Below are 16289 nucleotides of genomic sequence, written 5' to 3' on the forward strand. Positions count from 1 at the left end.
AGGGTGGACTGGAACGTCCACCCATTTTTATTATTATCATGAGCCATATCACACAAGGCATTATCATTACGTAATGGAGATTGAGGGGCAAAACTTTTAAGAACATTTCCTGGCCAAGCGGCCGTGAGCGGTCCGAAAAAAGTATTGCCCCTCGATTTACACCTAAGTTATATTCAAAATATCCTTTTCAGGTTAGCTAAAACGTTGAGTCGTCTACAGAATCAAGATATGCCTTGATTGGTCCTACAACTCTTTTAATAGTTCCATCAACAAATGGATTATCAAGCTCCGCCAGATCCACAAGCTTCAGGAAAGACATGCTTCCTCCAGCCTTGCATAGCCTTAGGTAATCCTCCCAAGCCTTTTCCCTGTCCTCTCTGCTCCTTACCCAGAATTGGAATGCACAGACCTGGGCGAGTGTATAGTCGATGTAGTAGAATGGAGAGGAGAAAATATGTCCTTGTCTGAACCAATATCCTCCTCGGTTCAGTAGATCATTTTCTTCATAATCCTTGGAAGGCAGATATTTTTTCTCGATTGCTCTCCATGCAGACTTCCTCTCATCTGGGGAAGCACTTGGATTTTCATACACAAAGTGTTGGAACTCATCAACAGCCACTCCATAAGGTATAAATGTCAAAGCACCGGCCAAATGGCTGAATTTATATTTTTCGACCTCTTCCTTGAAGAAGCTGTCCATCCAGGGCCATGCAAGAAACTCCATGCTCATTGAATGGATCTCACAAGCCTCCAGGGTAGGAAACTTATACTCAGGCAGCTTATGGTCCATGCTCATGAAGGTTTGGAAAGCGTGTCCCGCCTCATGCGTCAAAACGTCTATATCACCGCTGGTTCCGTTGAAGTTTGAGAAGATAAAGGGCGACTTGTAATCAGGGATCACGGTACAATATCCTCCGCTTCTCTTTCCCTTCTTTGCTTCAAGATCCATCAGCTCTCTCTCGGTCATAAAATCAATAAAATGTCCAGTCTCCGGAGACATTTCATGATACATCTTTTTGCCGTTCTCAATAATCCAGGCAGGATCGCCCTTAGGATTTGCATTACCAGTGACGTATTCAAGGGGCTCATCGTAATAGGTAAGCCTTTCTACACCAATTCTTTTTCTTTGTCTTTCCTTCAGTTCCTCTGATAGTGGAACCAAGCTCTCATAGACTTGTTTTCTATAGTTTGCCACCATTTCTGCATCATAATCCGTCCTTGAAAGTCTGGCATAACCCATGGGAACGTAGTTTGGGTATCCCAGCTTCTTTGCCATCGAGTCCCTTATCTTGACAAGCTCGTCGTATAGCCTGTCGAATTCCTTCTCGTTCTCCTCGAAGAAACTCATTACCTTCCTAGCGGCAGACCTTCTGACTTCTCTGTCCTTCGACTCCATAAATGGCCTCATCTGGCTAAGGTTTCTTATCTCTCCCATGAAATCAAGCTTGGCTGAGGCTATAAGCTTGTCGTATTCTGTGGAAAGCTTGTTTTCCTTTACCAATTCCTCCATTATTTCCTCGCTGAAGGTCTTTATTTGGAGCTCTGCCAATTTAAAAAACTGCTCTCCCCACTCTTTTTCCAGCTCAGCTCTATAGGGAGACTTGATCAGCTCCTTGTAGTAATCTGTAACAACCTTCTCATACCTCGGTCCATTCTCATCCATAAAGTCCTGCTCTGTTTCATAGAACTTGTCTTCAGTATTGATCGAATGCCTTATACTGGCTAGAGTACCCATGGTTTCAAAGTAATTCCTGAGAGTAGTTACCTCATCTATCACCAAACTTTGCTCAGAGGAACTTTTTGCGTTCCTGAACTTCTCTAAAAGCTCTGCAAAGCTTTTTTCCATCTGATCCAAATCGGGTCTGATATACTCATAATCTTTAAATTTCATTAGACTCCTCCTCTCTTTTCACTCTACTATTATACTACTTATTTCCATTTTTCAACATCTGTTTTGGTTTAAGGCTTACTTTCGCCTTAATTGTAATGGATTCACCCTTGTTGTATAATATATCCAAAGACAAAAGCAAGGAGAAATGAAATGGATCATGATAAATTACAGGAGCTGGAAAATCTGGCTACTGAGAAACTTATAGACTACATCAACAAGGATGGCAGAGCTAGCAAACTGTTTCAGGAAAGCCTGGAGGAATATGAATTTCTAGACATGGAGGGATCTCATATCCCATTCAATCTTTGGCTTTGCTGTGATTACAGAGATCAATCGGGCAAAGGTTTCGTCCACAGGCTTATTGAAATAGATAGAAGCATTTCGCCGATCCAAAGAGAAATCCTCCTGGGAAAGGCTGAAAGCTATGTCACCATTCTCGAGGTCACAGACTTTGACGAGCCCTATGCAGTCGCCTTTGACGTACTCAATCACGTGGAGTATAGGCTGCTGGAGCCAAGAGTATCCGTATTACTTAAGAAGGGGGATTACCTTTTAGCAAGGGTTGGAAAGGTATTAAGCTCTGTGAGGATGCTGGGTGAGGTAAGCTTTATTCCAAGGTCGGTGCTTCCCTATCTATTGAGGGAGATTATAAGGCGCTATAACGATATAGACACAACCAGGGGTGATATGAAAAGCTTTTTAAAGGGCAATTCTCTCTTCCTGTACGAGTCATATTATCAAACAGTATATGAGAACTATGAGCCTGATGAAGGCGACATACTACCCCTCTATGATGAAATGGATGAATTTGAGGAATACCTTTCCTTAAAGAGCTCCCAGGAGGGCATAGAAAGACATCTTTCCAATCTTATCGAGCTATACGAATATGAGCTGGCCGATGATGGTACAAGCCTTAAGGATCTTAATAAAGTAGATCTTAAGGAAATGCTTCAGGATATGATAAGTGAAAAATTCATAACGACACCTCTGATGCTAAACAGTTACTTCTCAACGCTTAGGGAGTATCTGGGATTCCTTGCAAAGAACGACAAGACTTATAGGAAATCCCTGGTCGAGCTGCAGTCACTTAGCCAGGAAAGATTTCGGTATGTTAAAGAAATCCTGAGACAAAACAGACTTTCCCAGGGAGACCCTTTGTTATCCATTAGACTCAGAGAAATCGATTACAAGCCTACTAACGCCTACCTGAATGACTTTGACAGGTTCCTGCTATTTATATATGAAACTCCAGTTGAACTGACAAAGACCAGAGGAACTATCAAAAGGAAGGACTTCAACAGACTATCCCAGTTATTTGAGGGTAAATACCCTATGTTTCCCTCACGAAGGGGTGCTGCTGGAATGGAGATCCTGGACTTATTCAAAAAAATGGGTGTAGGGTTGAAGCTCTTAAAGGCCAAGGAAGGCAAACTGACAGCAACCTCAAGAGCTGATGAGTATCTAGGTCTCTCCCGAGAGGACAAGCTTACCATGCACTTGAAATGTTTTTGGAAAAGCGGATTTATAAGGGAAGTGCTGGATGTAAGTCTTACCGATGCCAGACGGATCAAAAAAGCATATCTAAGAATAACCCTGCCCGTAACATCGTCAATGTACGATCTTTGGGAACTTTCCGATGCTGAGGAAGGCCCTGCAGCTCATTTTGTTCGTCTTCTTAATTTCATGGGGATCGTAGACCAGAGAAGCTGGGGTGAGGATTTTGTCCAAACGCCGATCGGAAGACTCGCACGAGCCCATTTCCTTGAATGGGACAAGCCAAAGCGTGATAAGGTGATACACATGAAGCAATACAAATCGAACAAATAGTACCGGAGGGATAAAATGAATAGATTGGAAATGATGGATTTTACAGAGTTTAAGTTACTGTCAGGCCTAAATGCTTCACCTGACGGTTCAAAAATAGCCTTTACAGTACACACTATGGATCATGAAAACAATAAATATCTTTCGAATCTATACCTCCATGACAGAGATGGGACTGTCAAACAACTTACTGATACAAATGAAGAAAAAACTTGTATATGGTTAGAAGATGATTCTCTGCTGTTTCCTTCATCCCGGGATAAGGATGTTAAGGACAGAAAAGATGCAAAGCAGCCACTAACATGCTTTTACCGTCTGGAACTTGGCTCGATGGAGATTTCCAGAGAGTTTGAGCTTCCTATGGACGTAAGCAGGATAGAAGCACTAGGGGATGGCAGGTACCTTCTTCTCGCATCCTTCGATAAGAGGATGGGCGATACATGTGGAATCACTAATGAGGAGCTGGAGAAAAAAGTTGCAGAGCTAAAGGAAGAAAATGACTACGAAGTCCTCGACGAGATCCCCTTCTGGAGCAACGGTGAGGGCTTTACCAACAAGAGACGAACCAGGCTCTTCCTGTTCGACAGCATTAAGGATGAGATCATCCCCCTAACTGATGAGTTTACCAATGTTGATAGCCTCCAGATCCATACCTCCCTTGAAAAGGCTCTTCTGATAACAACATCCTTTATAGATAAAATGAGTCTTAGCAACGATTTGTATCAGCTTGATATGACTACCTTGAGGCTCGAGAAGATATCGCCAATCGATGATTTTCTCTATGATTTTGCAGGCTACTTAAAGGATATGATCGTCTTTGTAGGCAAAACAAAGAAAAACTACGGAATAAACGAGAATCCCAAGGTTTATCTTACTGAGGATGAGGGCCTGAGCTATGTCAAGCTTAACGACCTTAAACATGATACATACAACTCAGTGGGCTCAGATTGCAGATATGGGGATGGGAGATCCTTTAAGGTAGATGATGACTATCTTTACTTTATAAGCACTTTGGGTCACTCATCCAATCTTTATCGGATCGGACTTGATGGCATTCTTGAAAGAATGACTACAGAGGAAGGCTCCGTAGATGATTTTGACGTCAACGGCGACTCGGTTTTTATCATTGCACTTAGGCAGCTTAAGCTTCAGGAGCTGTACTCAGTGAAAAACAGGGATGAAGACCAACTCACCAGCTTCAATATAGACGTTCTTAAGGACAAGACCCTGTCACTACCTGAGGCAATGCTTTTCTACAATGACGACGTTGAGCTTACAGGCTGGGTCATGAAGCCAGCAGGGTATGATCAAAAAGAAAAATATCCGGCAATACTCAATATCCACGGTGGTCCTAAGACAGTATACGGTACAGTATATTTCCATGAGATGCAATACTGGGCAAACAAAGGCTTCTTCGTCTTCTTTATGAATCCAAGAGGCAGTGATGGAAAGGGAGACAAGTTTGCAGATATCAGGGGAAAATATGGCACTGTTGACTATGATGATCTGATGGTCTTTACCGATAAGGTGTTGGACTCATATCCAGCTATCGACAGGTTCAAGGTTGGTGTTACGGGAGGATCCTACGGAGGCTTTATGACCAACTGGATAATCGGTCATACCAATAGATTCAAGGCTGCTGTTTCTCAAAGGAGCATAGCAAACTGGACCTCTTTTTTCGGCACCTCGGATATTGGATACTATTTCACAGATGACCAGAATACAGCAACTCCCTGGAGCAACCACAGAAAGCTTTGGGAGCACTCACCCTTGAAATATGCAGACCAGGTTCAGACGCCAACATTATTCATTCACTCGGAAGAGGACTATAGGTGCTGGCTGGTTGAGGGCATCCAAATGTATACGGCTCTTAAGTATCACGGTGTAGTTTCAAGACTTGTGCTGTTTAGGGGAGAGAACCACGATCTCTCCAGATCAGGAAAGCCTAAGCACAGAGTGAGAAGACTGAAGGAGATCACCGAGTGGTTTGAGAGATACCTTAGATAATTCACATTTCACAGTTCACAATGCACGATTGAAAATATTAGAAAGCAAAATACAAGAAGCAAGATCCTTCACTGTCATCCTGAACGACAGTGAAGGATCTTGCTTCTTGTAATTGTCCATTGTCAATTGTCAATTCAAAAATATAACTCCTCCCCATCCTCCGGGACGAACAGTGAGTCTGAAAATCCATTTTCCACAGCGAAGCTTTTTAACGCATCACGGGATAATGTCCAATGGTTCATTGCCTCCATATGGACTGAAACGATCTTTGCATCAGGCTTTGCCTTATGGACCTTGAGTATGTCCTCTTTACCCATTACGAGCATCTCACCCATAAGGATATTCCCTCCGCCGTTAACTACAATAACATCAGGTTGATGATTTTTGATAATCTCATCAACTCCCCCATACCAGACTGTGTCCCCAGCGATATATAAGGTCTTCTCATCAGGATGAGAGAATACCACTCCACAGACATCTCCGATTACCTGAAGGGCGTCGCCCCTGCCATGCTGACCTGGCGTTCTCGTTAGTTCGATCTCATGAAATTTAGAATCCAGGCTTAGTAACTCGATGTCAGTAAAGCCTGAGTTCTCTAGTTCTTTCACAGCATCCACATTCTCTACAAATACCTTTTTATCCTTGGGAAGAAGCTCATTCGCAGCAGGATCGAAATGGTCAAGATGCATGTGTGTTATCACGACCGCATCGACGTTTATGATCTCCTGGACTGGTATGGGCAGATCAACGATTGGGTTTTTAATATCCTTTCTCAAGGAGTCCCCAAAAGCCCTGAAGGATCCCTTGTCTCCAAGCACAGGATCTATTAGAAACCTATTCCCTGCATATTCAACTAAGATAGTAGCATTTCTGATAAGCTTTATCTTCATTATTTTTCAGCTCCTTCCAAATGTATGTGGTAATATAGTTTTAGGATAGCAACTTAGAGGTATTAGGTAATTAGGTGATTTGAATGAAAAAATTCTTAGAAAAGATTAAAAATAAAATTTTAGTGGTCTTCATCGACCAGCTACTATATAGATTTGCTAGTCACAATGTCTTATGGTCAGGAGCCTCTTTGACTTATTTTTTGATCTTGTCGATTTTCCCTTTCCTGATCGTTCTGCTCAATCTACTTAGCTATACTTCACTTGTGCGTGAAAGAGCAATCCTAGATTTGATACATTTCCTGCCTCTTGATATTGTAGCAATAATTGAAGGATTTCTGAATGACTTGTCCAGATCCAGCAGCCAGGAGCTCTTATCTGTAGCAGCTTTCCTTGGAATCTGGACTGCATCCTCCGGGGTCAAAGCTATCATCAAGGCAATCAATCTAGCTTATGATTATGCTGAAAACAGACACTTCCTAAAGCTGCGAGGACTATCCGTTCTGTTTACATTAGCCCTTCTGCTAATGATAACAATAGTTATGATATCACTTATATTAGGTCCGGTGCTTGCAAGGACTTTGTTTGATAGATTTGGCTATGGGGACTCCTTCACTACTCTTTGGAATTACCTTAGATACATAATACCCCTTGGGTATATGATCCTTATCTTTGCCTTGCTTTATAAGTTTAGTCCAAATATAGGTAAAAACCTAAGGATCCCTATGAGAGAGGTCCTTCCAGGAGCAGTATTTACAACAGTTGCCTGGGTATCACTTTCTCTTCTGCTTTCATACTATGTAGCAAACTTCGGAAAATATGCCATTACTTATGGAAGCCTTGGAGGAGTCATCGTCCTTCTTATTTGGATATATTACAGCAGCGTCGTTATAGTTCTTGGCGGCGAGATAAATGCTACACTTGAGGATATGAGAAAAAATGGACTTAAGGTCAATCCGGATAGAAGTGCATTGTATAAGGACTTGGACACCTAACCGTTCATGGTTGCAAAGACCAGACCGGTTACTTCCATTGCTCCAGCCTTCTTTAACTGACTTGCACAAGCCTTTAGGGTATTTCCCGTTGTGTAAATATCATCGATCAGAAGTATCCTTTTACCAAACATACTGGCTCCATTCCTTGTGGCAAAGGAGCCTTTCAAATTTTCCTCCCTTTGATATTTGGTAAGCCTGTTCTGTTCCCTGGTCCAAGCGGACTTAATTAGACTTTTCTTATCTATCGGTATGCCAGTTCGTCTTGAAAGCTCTTCTGCGAGGAGCTGGGACTGGTTATATCCTCTTATTGCTTCTTTTCTCCAGTGTATAGGTACTGGAATGATCAGGTCAAATTCTGTCAGTGACTCTTCAATAATCGTCAAATACATCATGTGGCCAATCGGTTCATACATATAGCTTTTATCGTTGAACTTGAACTGGTGCACTATCTCCCTTGCGAAGCTGTTATAGAAAACGGATGCGTAAACTTTTTCTATCGAGTCATCTCTTAGTGAAAATCCTCTATGCATGGGCTCATAATTCTCTCGACAGTCTCTGCAAAGCCTTCCCTCAAGATATGGTGTTTCATCTTTACAGAAATAACAAAAGTTTTCGGTAGGAAAAAGAAGCTTCAGCAGCATTTTCTTCGCTCCTCTCAGTCACTTATTATGAAGTGGAAGTAGTCTCTTAGTTTTGTATTCAGCGAGGAATACCTCTTTGCGATTTGATTATTGCGTATCATCATATACATGTATTTTTTATCTCCTACAAGGACGACAAGATCTCTGGCTCTTGTAACAGCCGTGTAGAGGAGGTTTCTGGTTAGAAGCATCGGAGGTCCGCTAAAAATGGGGATTATCACCGCTGGAAACTCACTTCCCTGAGATTTGTGGATAGTAGTGGCATAAGCAAGCTTAAGGTCATCCATCTGCCTCATCTCGAACTGTACTTCACGGTCATCATCAAACAGTACCGTAACTACACCCTCTTCCTCATCTATTGACTTGATGAATCCAAAATCGCCATTGAATACCCCTTCTCCTTCTTCGTAGGGTCTTCCCTCTACATCTACGGTCCACATCGCCTGATAATTATTTCTTATCTGCATGACCTTATCGCCGACTCTATATATTTCATCTCCAATAAGCTTTTCTGCCTTGTTTTTCGAAGGTGGATTCAATGCCTGCTGAAGTGACTTATTCAATGCAGCAACCCCTGCATCTCCCTTTCTCATTGGAGTCAGTACCTGGATATCCTTAATTGGATCATAACCGTAAAAGGAGGGCAGCCTTGTAGTAGTAAGCTCCTCGATCTCTTCCCTTATCTCCTGACCGGTTGGTTTGTGGATATAAAAGAAATCTCTGCCCTTCTCATTAAGGCGTGGTGGTTCTCCTTTGTTTATCAAGTGTGCATTCACTATTATCATACTTTCTGATTCCTGGCGAAATATCTCGTCAAGCCTTACTACCCGAACTACGCCGGAATCTATTATATCCCTCAGTACGTTTCCGGCTCCCACTGACGGCAGCTGATCCACGTCCCCAACCATTATCAGCCTGGTTCCAGGCTTTATAGCCTTGACAAGATTATTCATAAGAAGTATATCAACCATAGACATCTCATCTACAATAATTGCATCGGCATCAATAGGACTTTCTTCATTCTTGCTGAACTGCAGGTTCTCGTTCATATAGCTTATCTCAAGAAGCCTATGGAGAGTTTTTGCCTCCATCCCTGTAGCCTCTGTCATTCTTTTTGCAGCACGACCGGTAGGAGCTGCCAGGACAACTCGTTTTCTTTCTCTTTCCAGGAGGTCAATTATTGCAGTAATTATCGTGGTCTTCCCAGTACCAGGTCCGCCGGTAATGACGATCGTACCATTTTCGATCGCGCCTTTTATAGCAAGCTTCTGTTTATCTCCGAATGGGAAGCCTTGCTTTTTCTCAAGCTGTTCGATCCATGTATCGGTGTCTTCCGAAATATCCTCCCTCTGGGCAAGACTAAGCTCAGCCAGTGCCTTGGCAACATTGTTTTCAGCCGTATGATATGGCATGTAGTATATCCTCGATTCATCTCCCGATTGGGAGTTATGGAAGCTCTGCCTTAATAGCAGGGCGGTCAATGCGCCTTCAAGGCCTTCTTCTCCCACCTGGAGCAGCTGCATGGTCTTTTTCATTAGCTCTTCCCTTGGAAGATAGCAGTGTCCCTCTCCTGCCGCACTCATCATAACGAATTTCAAGCCTGCCTCCAGTCTGTAGGGTGAGCTTTTGTCCATACCAAGCCTTGATGCGATCTCATCAGCCGTCTTAAAGCCCATACCAGATATATCCTCAGCCAGTCTGTAGGGATTCTCCCTAACAACATTCACAGCATCCTTACCGTACTGCTTATATATCTTCATGCTTTGATTTATGCTTAAGCTATAGTTCTGGAGTGCTACCATCACATCCCGCATCTCCCTTTGATCGTCATAGGATTCCATTATCCTTCTTAGCTTCTTCTCCCCAATCCCTTCTATCTCAAGAAGTCTCTGAGGATTATATTGGATTATGTCAAGAGCCTCAGGCCCAAAGTGTTCGACAATTTTTTTAGCGGTCTTTGGACCTATGTGAGGTATTAGTCCGGAGCTAAGATAGTTTTCTATTCCCTTGGTTGTGGTGGGCATGATGGACTTTAATGAATCAAATAAGAATTGCTCTCCAAAGCGGCTGTGGTATCCCCACTCTCCTTCAAGCAAAACTGCTTCATCCTTATGCAGAAAAGGTGCTATACCTACTATGGTAACACTTCCATCAGAAGTATAAAGCTTTCCAACAGTGTATCCGTTTGATTCATTCCTGAATATTATATCCTCAACTATTCCCTGGATTTCCAAATTCCCACCTCCTTGCTATAGGAAGATTATAACATAAAAATGCCTGCATCAGGCATTCTAAATCAGCCAGATACAGGCATTTCATACTACTTTATAGCTTTTTTAAGGGCTTCGGCCTTATCTGTTCTCTCCCAGGTCAAATCCACATCAGTTCTTCCAAAGTGACCATAGGCTGCAATCTTTCTGTAAATCGGCTTTCTCAGATCAAGATCTCTGATTATAGCTGCCGGCCTCAAATCAAAGTTTTTCTCGACGAGCTTTCTTATCTCCTCATCGCTGATTTTCCCTGTTTCAAAGGTCTCAACATTTACTGAAAGAGGATGAGCTACACCTATTGCATAGGCAAGTCCTACCTCGCACTTGTCTGCAAGTCCGGCTGCAACTATATTCTTTGCAACATATCTTGCAGCATAAGCCGCTGACCTGTCTACCTTCGTGGGGTCCTTTCCTGAGAAAGCCCCTCCGCCGTGTCTGCCATAGCCGCCGTATGTGTCGACTATGATCTTTCTTCCAGTAAGACCAGCGTCTCCCATTGGTCCACCGATCACAAATCGGCCTGTAGGATTTACGTAGAACTTGGTGTCCTCGTCTATCATATGGGCAGGTATAATTGCCTTGATCACCTCTTCGATGATATCCTCTTTAAGCTGTAAAAGATCGATGACGGGACTGTGCTGTGTTGAAACAACAACATTCTCTATCCTTGCCGGTTTGTTGTCGTGGTATTCTACTGTTACCTGGGTTTTACCATCAGGTCTGAGATAATCAAGTGTTCCATTTTTCCTTATCTCAGAAAGTCTTCTTGCCAGCTTGTGAGCCAGGGAAATTGGCAACGGCATAAGTTCCTCTGTTTCATTGCAGGCAAAACCAAACATCATGCCTTGGTCACCTGCTCCTATCTTATCAAGCTCGTCCTCCGAAAGCTCCTTTTGCTCAAGAGCTTTGTCAACTCCCAGGGCTATGTCAGGTGACTGCTCATTTATTGATGTCAAAACTGCACAAGTATCTGAGTCAAAGCCATACTTAGCTCTTACATAGCCTATTTCCTCAACTGTTTTTCTAGCTATCTTAGGTATGTCCACATAGCATTTTGTCGTAATCTCTCCAGCTACCATTATCATACCTGTGGTGACCATTGTTTCACATGCAACCCTTGCTTCAGGGTCTTGCTCGATGATCGCATCAAGTATCGAATCAGAAATCTGATCGCAGATCTTGTCTGGATGACCTTCAGTAACGGACTCTGATGTAAATAACCACTTCTTCATTTGTTTCCTCCTCTTTCTTAGATAATAAAAAAACCCTTCCAAAAGGAACGGTGTAAGTTTTCACTACACCTCATCTTTCAGAATCTTCATTCTGTAGGAATTAGCACCTGCATTACCAGGTTGCCGGGTTTCATCGGGCCTATCCCTCCACCTCTCTTGATAAGGTAATCAAGATATTTAATTTTCACTGAATGATATGCTATCATAACTAGTTTAAGTAGTCAATAAAAATTGTATAGATTTTTATTGATATAATGAAAATTCATTTGTAAAAAGCTCTTGCATTTTTTCAAGACTCAGCTTATAATTAAATAGTTGACACAAAACGTCGGGGTGTAGCGCAGTTTGGTAGCGCACGTGGTTTGGGACCATGGGGCCGGGGGTTCAAATCCTCTCACCCCGACCAATAATGAATGCAGTGATCTTCATGATCACTGCGTTTTTATTTTTTTGGACTCCTCTTTAACCAAAAATCCACAGATACAATCAACTGTGGATTTTCATGAATACTCAACATCAATGGTAATACTACAATCCTTGAAACCGAAACTTTCCTTAACTAATTTTTCCATGTCATTTTTATAGTATTCCTTGCTATTTTCTTTACTCAGCTTATCCCCATCCAAGACTACATGCATTTCAACTGATCTATTTCCCGGATCATCTGTAACTCTAAAATCATGGATTGACCTAAAACATCTTTTGCTTTTAAATAGCTTGATGATCTTATTTCTAATAAGATTGTTTTCATCAGTCTCAAATCCAACCGGATCCATATGAATCACAGTAGCGATGTTATACTTGCTATCTATCTCCTTTTCCATTTCGTCGATTATGTCATGAATCGTTACAATATCTATGTTGCATGGTATTTCAACATCGATCGTAGCCATATTTTTTCCTGCTCCATAGCTGTGTACTACTAGGTCATGTGCTCCCAATATATGGTCATAACTAAGTACTATTCCATAGATCGACTCTAGCAGCTCAGTTGGTGCTGCTTCTCCAATCAAGGGATTAACTGTCTCCTTAACCAGGTTATAGCCTGCATAGATTATAAATATTGAGACGAGAACTCCCATTACCCCATCGACTGGCAGGGATGTGAACTGTCCGGCAACGATCGAGACTGCAACTACAGTTGTTATCAAAACGTCACCAAGTGCATCAGCAGCAGAGGCTTTAAGACTTGATGATCCTATCATCTCTCCAAGCTTTTTGTTGAATCTGCTAAGCCAAATTTTAACCAATATGGACATTATTATAGCTGCAAATGTCATGATTTCAAAGGTTACCGGCTGTGGATTCAAAATTTTCTCAATTGAAGATTTTGTGAATTGGATTCCTACTAATATAACGATAAAAGAAACCAGCATAGCAGCTACATATTCGATCCTCCCATGACCATATGGATGTTCTCTATCAGCAGGTGCACTCGATAGCTTAAACCCAATAAGAGTTATTACTGAGGATCCGGAATCTGCAAAGTTATTTACTCCATCAACAACTACGCTAATAGACGACATAAATATTCCTATTGCCACCTTCATGGAAGCTAAGGCAAGATTCACGATCACTCCAATCCAACCTGCAAAGTAACCTATTTTAAGCCTTTTCTCTGAATCATTATAGTTCCCGTTCTCCACTAATTTTAAAAGTATTTTATCTAAAAACATGCTATCTCCTAAATGTCTTATTTATTTCCCGTGCAGATTCAAGTCCACTTCTCATAGACCTTACTACAAGCGATGCTCCTGTCAATGCATCTCCGCAAACAATTATGTTGTTTGCTTTTAACATGCTTTGAGATTCAGCAGTTAAATTTCCTCGCTTGTCATATTCGACTCCAAGCTCGTCAAGCATTTGTATATGCTCCAGATGCAGAAAGCCCATAGCTATGAGTATCAACTCAGCTTCAACGAAGAATTCGCTGCCTTCCAGCTCTTTCATTACCATTGAACCGTCTTCTTTCTTCTCCCATTCGACCCTGACACACATAGCACCTTTAAGTTCTCCGTTCTCAGAGACAAAGGATTTGGTATTGACGCAAAAGTCTCTAGTACAACCTTCCTCATGTGAGCTGGAGATCCGGTTATATCTTGGATAATTTGGCCATTCAGGATTATATTTTTCATTCCATGTATAGGGCTGAGGCATTATTTCTATCTGCAGTATGTTTTTTGCACCTTGTCGTCTTGCAGTTCCAATGCAGTCAGAGCCGGTATCGCCTCCTCCAATTACTAAAACATCCTTGCCCTTTGCGTTTATCTCGGTATTTTTATTAATATGATTTTCTTGACTTAAGAATTCCAGAGCAAAATGGATACCGTTTATTTCTCTGCCTGGTATGTTCAAATCTCTGGGTTTCCCTGCTCCAATGGATAGAAGGACCGCATCATGCCTTTGTCTGATCTCATCCATAGAAATATCTTTTCCAACACTCACACCTGTAATAACCTCGACTCCTGCTTGCTGCATAACTGCAAGTCTCCTATCGATCAGATCCTTAGGCAGCTTATAGTTTGGTATGCCGTATCTTAGTAATCCTCCTGCTTTTTCTCTCTTTTCATATACCGTAACATCCCAGCCTTGACTAACGAGCTCACTAGCTGCAGCAAGTCCTGATGGTCCTGAACCGATTATGCCTACTGACAATCCAATCCCCTCTAGCACTTCAGGATAAACAAAGCCATATTCAAAAGCTTTCTCTATAGTTTGGAGCTCCAGCTGCTTAATAGTCACAGGAGCCATCGTCATAGACAACGAGCATGAATACTCGCAAAGTGCAGGGCATATCCTTCCAGTAAATTCAGGGAAAGGATTTGCATACTTAAGAATCTCGTAAGCTGACTTATAATTACCTCTCAAAACATGATCGTTTATTTCGGGTATACGATTATGGAGCGGACATCCCAATGCAAAGCAGAACGGAATATCACAGCCCATACATCTTGCTGCTTGTCGTTTTAATTCATCCTCATTCTGAATCATGATCAGCTCGTCATAATCACAGATACGTTCCTCGGTATGTCTGTATTTGAAATCTTTTCTACTAAAATCTAAGTAACCATCCTTAGTTGCCATCAAAATCCTCCAAAACTAGTTTATTTACTAAAATATCAGTTTTTCCTTACCTCTTTATAATTCAGAACGTATTCTTTAGCAAGCTTGATTATTTTCTCTCGGTCTTCCTTCAAATTGTAGCTTAGTCTTTGGTTGATACATTGGGACGGCGTCTTACCTTCTTTGTTCTTTATATCGTTATCAGGAAGAATTCTTTCAACAAATTCAATAAAGTCACTGAAGCCGTAGAAGTAAGCCAGATGCTTGATATTATTCCCATAAATATCTGCTTTTTCTACGTTCGAGCCACTTTCTGTCAGATACATAGCGACTTCGGTCCAGCCATAAATAGCAGCCTTATGGATCGGCAGCTCTCCTTTGCGATTCTCGCTATTCACGTCAGCACCATGCTGTACCAACAGCTTGACAGTCTCAATATAGCCATTATAAGAAGCCAAGTGAAGAGCCGTATCTCCCAGGTTGTTCTTTGAGTTGATAGACTTTGATGAAGAGATGACTTGTTTTAAAATATCATAGGATATATTTGATCTGCAAAGCTCCATTAGTGGCGTTACAGCATTATTATCTCTCTTATCAACTTTAGCACCTATATTAATCAAATAAATTGTAGAATTTAACTTATTGTTCCTTATAGCAAAAAGCAATGGAGTTTCTCCTGTGATGTCAACTGAATCAATGTCCAAACTTGATTCCAGCAAATAGCTTATTGTTTCAATGTTTTCATTAATTATTGAAGCTTTGAGTTGTTCATATATTCCCTTGGAAATATATGGTTTGGTCGGAAGTTTCGATACTATGTTATTCATTTCCACAACCTCGCTTTTTTACGTTTGAAGATAATATTAGGAACCATCGAAGGCTTTCCTTCCTTTACTTTTTCAGGAAGGTTGTCTACTGAATCATCCCAATCAGGGTGGACAGTCTTTAATTCTTCTATTGGCCCTGCTTCTAAGGCTCTCATTGGACAAGCTGCTACGCACGCAGGCTTTAATCCATCTTTGATCCTATCTATACATAAATTACATTTAGTCATTTTAGGTGCATAATGACTTGGCAGCTTGCTTTTATCAATCTGCTTGTAAAATTGTGGTGAATCCCATTCACAAATGTCTTTACATCTCTCGCAGGATATACAATGTTTGGAATCATCGATCATTACTATACCAAACTCTTCTTCCTTTATTATTCTTCCCATTGGACATGCCTCGACACATCCAGGCTCGCTGCAATGGTTACAAGACACGCTTAGATTTAGAATGTCTACGTTTGGAGGAATTTCACCCAGTTCAGTTGAGTATACTCTCCGCCAATTTTCTTTCATATGAAACTTACTGTATTCACCAAAATTGATTTCACCATCGCTTCCGATTAAGTTTTCATATTCATTTGGTTCACTGTAAAGCTCTGTATCTAGCCACGTAAGCTCAGGCGTTAGGTGTGCGTCTCCCCTTTTGTCCT

Annotated in this window: 12 protein-coding genes, 1 tRNA gene and 1 riboswitch; of the genes, 4 read left to right on the forward strand and 9 right to left on the reverse strand. The window is 41.6% G+C overall.

Features of this window, described 5'->3' with window-relative positions; genetic code table 11:
- Window positions 1-196: 196 nt before the first annotated feature.
- Window positions 197-1891, reverse strand: coding sequence for a M3 family oligoendopeptidase (locus AC4PHB_RS08325; protein ID WP_492135983.1), 1695 nt, complete (start codon window positions 1889-1891; stop codon window positions 197-199).
- A gap of 150 nt (window positions 1892-2041) precedes the next feature.
- Between AC4PHB_RS08325 and AC4PHB_RS08330 the strand changes: the two genes are divergently transcribed.
- Entirely contained in the window at window positions 2042-3718 is a 1677-nt protein-coding gene (locus AC4PHB_RS08330) for a hypothetical protein (protein ID WP_492135984.1), read from the forward strand.
- 15 nt (window positions 3719-3733) lie between these two features.
- Window positions 3734-5722 carry an alpha/beta hydrolase family protein gene (locus AC4PHB_RS08335; RefSeq protein ID WP_492135985.1) on the forward strand — a complete coding sequence of 663 codons (1989 nt, stop codon included), beginning with the start codon at window positions 3734-3736 and terminating at the stop codon, window positions 5720-5722.
- Window positions 5723-5856: 134 nt separating this feature from the next.
- On the opposite strand, the gene AC4PHB_RS08340 is transcribed toward AC4PHB_RS08335, so the two are convergent.
- Window positions 5857-6612: an MBL fold metallo-hydrolase gene (locus AC4PHB_RS08340; protein WP_492135986.1), complete on the reverse strand. Its 756-nt coding sequence runs from the start codon at window positions 6610-6612 to the stop codon at window positions 5857-5859.
- Window positions 6613-6800: 188 nt separating this feature from the next.
- Between AC4PHB_RS08340 and AC4PHB_RS08345 the strand changes: the two genes are divergently transcribed.
- Complete coding sequence (locus tag AC4PHB_RS08345; protein WP_492135987.1) at window positions 6801-7604, forward strand: YihY/virulence factor BrkB family protein; 804 nt, start codon at window positions 6801-6803, stop codon at window positions 7602-7604.
- On the opposite strand, the gene AC4PHB_RS08350 is transcribed toward AC4PHB_RS08345, so the two are convergent.
- From AC4PHB_RS08350 to metK, 3 genes are all read right to left on the reverse strand, one after another.
- Complete coding sequence (locus AC4PHB_RS08350) at window positions 7601-8245, reverse strand: ComF family protein (RefSeq protein ID WP_492135988.1); 645 nt, start codon at window positions 8243-8245, stop codon at window positions 7601-7603. The genes AC4PHB_RS08345 and AC4PHB_RS08350 overlap by 4 nt on opposite strands.
- A 14-nt stretch (window positions 8246-8259) precedes the next feature.
- Window positions 8260-10479: an SF1B family DNA helicase RecD2 gene (gene recD2, locus AC4PHB_RS08355; RefSeq protein WP_492135989.1), complete on the reverse strand. Its 2220-nt coding sequence runs from the start codon at window positions 10477-10479 to the stop codon at window positions 8260-8262.
- An 86-nt stretch (window positions 10480-10565) separates the two neighbouring features.
- On the reverse strand, window positions 10566-11747 hold the full coding sequence (gene metK, locus AC4PHB_RS08360) for a methionine adenosyltransferase (protein WP_492135990.1): 1182 nt from the start codon (window positions 11745-11747) through the stop codon (window positions 10566-10568).
- Window positions 11748-11814: 67 nt separating this feature from the next.
- Window positions 11815-11913: riboswitch (SAM riboswitch) on the reverse strand.
- Between the two features lie 163 nt (window positions 11914-12076).
- Between metK and AC4PHB_RS08365 the strand changes: the two genes are divergently transcribed.
- Window positions 12077-12153: transfer RNA gene (locus AC4PHB_RS08365), tRNA-Pro, on the forward strand.
- 94 nt (window positions 12154-12247) lie between these two features.
- Here the strand turns inward: AC4PHB_RS08365 and AC4PHB_RS08370 are convergent.
- The 4 genes from AC4PHB_RS08370 to AC4PHB_RS08385 are packed head-to-tail and all read right to left on the reverse strand — an operon-like array spanning window position 12248 to window position 16152.
- Entirely contained in the window at window positions 12248-13423 is a 1176-nt protein-coding gene (locus AC4PHB_RS08370) for a cation diffusion facilitator family transporter (RefSeq protein ID WP_492135991.1), read from the reverse strand.
- Window position 13424: 1 nt separating this feature from the next.
- Entirely contained in the window at window positions 13425-14831 is a 1407-nt protein-coding gene (locus AC4PHB_RS08375) for a glutamate synthase subunit beta (RefSeq protein WP_492135992.1), read from the reverse strand.
- A gap of 35 nt (window positions 14832-14866) precedes the next feature.
- A complete protein-coding gene (locus tag AC4PHB_RS08380) occupies window positions 14867-15637 on the reverse strand; it encodes an ankyrin repeat domain-containing protein (protein ID WP_492135993.1) in 771 nt (256 codons plus the stop codon).
- A complete protein-coding gene (locus AC4PHB_RS08385) occupies window positions 15634-16152 on the reverse strand; it encodes a 4Fe-4S dicluster domain-containing protein (protein WP_492135994.1) in 519 nt (172 codons plus the stop codon). The genes AC4PHB_RS08380 and AC4PHB_RS08385 overlap by 4 nt, the downstream gene beginning before the upstream one ends.
- Between the last annotated feature and the right edge of the window lie 137 nt (window positions 16153-16289).

The sequence above is a fragment of the Gudongella sp. QWL-04 genome, from assembly GCF_058683975.1.

What these genes read in the sequence shown, in the direction of transcription:
- AC4PHB_RS08330 (WP_492135984.1), top strand. Translation starts at nt 2,042, where the DNA reads ATGGATCATGATAAATTACAGGAGCTGGAAAATCTGGCTACTGAGAAA.
- AC4PHB_RS08325 (WP_492135983.1), bottom strand. Translation starts at nt 1,891, where the DNA reads ATGAAATTTAAAGATTATGAGTATATCAGACCCGATTTGGATCAGATG.
- AC4PHB_RS08335 (WP_492135985.1), top strand. Translation starts at nt 3,734, where the DNA reads ATGAATAGATTGGAAATGATGGATTTTACAGAGTTTAAGTTACTGTCA.
- AC4PHB_RS08380 (WP_492135993.1), bottom strand. Translation starts at nt 15,637, where the DNA reads ATGAATAACATAGTATCGAAACTTCCGACCAAACCATATATTTCCAAG.
- AC4PHB_RS08350 (WP_492135988.1), bottom strand. Translation starts at nt 8,245, where the DNA reads ATGCTGCTGAAGCTTCTTTTTCCTACCGAAAACTTTTGTTATTTCTGT.
- AC4PHB_RS08385 (WP_492135994.1), bottom strand. Translation starts at nt 16,152, where the DNA reads ATGAAAGAAAATTGGCGGAGAGTATACTCAACTGAACTGGGTGAAATT.
- metK (WP_492135990.1), bottom strand. Translation starts at nt 11,747, where the DNA reads ATGAAGAAGTGGTTATTTACATCAGAGTCCGTTACTGAAGGTCATCCA.
- AC4PHB_RS08340 (WP_492135986.1), bottom strand. Translation starts at nt 6,612, where the DNA reads ATGAAGATAAAGCTTATCAGAAATGCTACTATCTTAGTTGAATATGCA.
- AC4PHB_RS08375 (WP_492135992.1), bottom strand. Translation starts at nt 14,831, where the DNA reads ATGGCAACTAAGGATGGTTACTTAGATTTTAGTAGAAAAGATTTCAAA.
- AC4PHB_RS08370 (WP_492135991.1), bottom strand. Translation starts at nt 13,423, where the DNA reads ATGTTTTTAGATAAAATACTTTTAAAATTAGTGGAGAACGGGAACTAT.